Annotated in this window: 2 protein-coding genes; both read left to right on the top strand. The window is 64.3% G+C overall.

The window, feature by feature from the left end; translation table 11 throughout:
- The coding region (locus tag EOA27_RS41150; protein WP_189562217.1) for a DUF5691 domain-containing protein at positions 1–1,057 on the top strand (1,057 nt) is incomplete at its 5' end.
- A 19-nt stretch (positions 1,058–1,076) separates the two neighbouring features.
- The gene (locus EOA27_RS33000) at positions 1,077–2,156 is read left to right on the top strand and encodes an AAA family ATPase (RefSeq protein WP_126078697.1); all 1,080 of its coding nucleotides are present in this window, start codon (positions 1,077–1,079) and stop codon (positions 2,154–2,156) included.
- Positions 2,157–2,211: the final 55 nt, after the last annotated feature.

Raw genomic sequence — 2,211 nt, 5'->3', positions numbered from 1 at the left:
TCAGAATGGTCCGGAGGTCTACGCTCCCTGGGTCGACTGGCAGGCGGGCGCGGATGGCGAAAAACAGCTCCGCCGCGAGCATCTGACGGCGGAAACCTGGGATGATTTCCATCCCGCCGCGCGCCGTAGCGCACTGATCGATTTGCGGCGCTCCGCACCCGCCTTGGCGCGGGCCCTTATCGAGACCAAGGGAGCGAGCGAGCCCGCCGAGGTCAGGCTTGCGCTCATCGAACTCATGCGCTTCGGCCTTGGTGCCGATGATGTGCCATTTCTGAAGAGCCTGTCCGCCGATCGCTCAGGAAAGGTGCGCGAAATGGCCGGCCGACTCCTGGCAAGACTGGGAGAACGTAGCATCACTGAAGGCCAAACCGAAGATCCGGCGATCGAGCTATCCGCTTTCATCGAGGAAGGCAAATCCGGTTTCATCCGCCGCCGCTCCACCTACGCGCCGATAAAACCCAAGTCACAGGCGCAGCAAGCACGTCGCGCCGACTTGTTCGCCACCTGTTACTTCGGCGATCTCGTCGGCCACTTCGGCAAGACGGAGAGCGATTTCATCGGCGCATGGCAGTTTGGTGTCGATGACGGCGCCGATCTCTTTCTGGTTCGAATGGTCGCGGCGTCCGGCGGCGACGCGGCGGTGGCCTCTCTGGCGGATCTGCTTGCCGCAGCCGGCGGCAGGCTGGCGATTCTCGGCCTCCAACTCACGGCGCGTTTGGACAGCGGCAGGAAGCGTGTCCTGATTAGGCAGATCCTGAACGACGCGCAAAATCTGGCCGCGCTCAACATGGTCGAAGGCGCTGAGGCAGGCTGGCTGGAGTGGGGCGACCTTGCAAAGGGCAAGACGCTTTCCGCGTTGCGATCCGCCGTCTCGGGCGACAACGACGTCGTGAAACGAAACGCCGAGCAGTATCTCGAAGCCATAGGCTTTCTGGCCAGTCCGGCGACGGCCGAAAAATTGATCAGCGAGGTCGTCGCCGCCGGGCTGCCGCCTGCATCCCCATCGCTTAGCCTGTTGCGCCTCAACGCGGCGCTGGGCGGAAATCCAACCAGATGATCAACCCGGAGAAGATCGCATGAACGCAGCCATCCGCCTTCCGGCCGAACAGGTCTACGCCGCCGAACTGCAGGCGCTGGCGCGCGGCGACGACCGGCAAAAGCCTGCCGGCTGGAGCCTGTCGCCGAAAGCCGTGCTCACCTATCTGATGGGCGGCAAGGCGAGCGACGGCACGGTGATTTCGCCGAAATATGTCGGCCGCCGGCAATTGATGGAAACGGCGGTCGCCACGCTCGCGACCGACCGCGCGCTGCTTCTGCTCGGCGTTCCCGGAACGGCAAAATCCTGGGTCTCGGAACATCTCGCCGGCGCCATCATGGGCAACTCGACGCTGGTCGTGCAATGCACTGCCGGCACCGACGAGAACCAGATCCGCTATGGCTGGAACTATGCCCAGCTCCTGGCAAAAGGGCCGAGCCAGGAAGCGCTGGTGCCGACGCCGCTCTATCGCGCCATGCAGGACGGCAAGCTCTGCCGGCTGGAAGAGCTGACGCGCATGGGCTCCGACGTGCAGGACACGCTGATCACCGTGCTGTCGGAAAAGATGATGCCGGTGCCGGAGCTGAACACCTCGATCTATGCCCAGCGTGGCTTCAACATCATCGCCACCGCCAACAACCGCGACAAAGGCGTCAACGAGTTCTCCTCGGCGCTGAAGCGCCGCTTCAACGTCGTGGTGTTGCCTTTGCCGGACGATATGGCGGAGGAAGTCTCGATCGTCTCCCGTCGCGTCGGCGAGATGGCCGGCGGGCTGGAGCTGCCGGTGCCGAAGAATGTCGGCGAGGAGATTGCGCGAGTGCTCACCATTTTCCGCGAGCTGCGCTCGGGCGCAACCGCCGACGGCAAGGTGACGCTGAAGACGCCGTCGGGCTCGCTCTCCACCGCCGAGGCGATCGCCACCATGGTCAGCGGGCTCAGCCAGGCGGCATGGTTCGATGACGGCAAGCTGCATGCCGAAGGCCTGGCGCCGAGCCTGGTCGGCGCCATCGTCAAGGACCCGGTGCAGGACAAGGTGGTGCTGGAGGAATATCTGGAGACGGTGCTGAAGAAGCGGCCGGACTATGCCGGCTATTATGCGGCGCTCAACGCGGCCATCTGAACCATGACCCAAGGCGGCATCAGCTATTTCGGCATCCGCCACCACGGCCCGGGCT

This window comes from Mesorhizobium sp. M2A.F.Ca.ET.037.01.1.1, assembly GCF_003998075.1.
Lineage (GTDB): Bacteria > Pseudomonadota > Alphaproteobacteria > Rhizobiales > Rhizobiaceae > Mesorhizobium.
This window is presented reverse-complemented; position numbering and strand designations above follow the sequence as displayed.